The sequence below is a fragment of the Peribacillus sp. SIMBA_075 genome (assembly GCF_046534585.1).
The window spans coordinates 1-266 of record NZ_JAWRYN010000756.1; the positions used below are offsets into that span (position 1 = coordinate 1).

General features: G+C 32.3%; 1 pseudogene. It reads left to right on the forward strand.

The features are described from left to right. Positions 1-266: pseudogene (locus SB775_RS30230) on the forward strand (DNA phosphorothioation-dependent restriction protein DptF); the annotation flags it as partial.

Consider the following 266-nt stretch of genomic DNA (forward strand, 5'->3'; position numbering starts at 1 on the left):
GTTACATCATTGGAGAAATATACATTTGATTTTCTACAAGAGATATTCCCTGAGTTAGCGGAGATGGGTAGGGATATTGAAAATATTTTTTATCAAGATCCCCAATCGGTTTTAATTAAGGGAAGAATATTTGCAGAGCTATTATCAAAACGCATTGCGGAAGAGCATGAAATGTACGACGTACAATATTTAAAGCAAGTAGAGCGTATTCAAAAATTAGAAAGAGAAGATATTTTATCAAAGGAAATTTCACGTTCATTTGATAC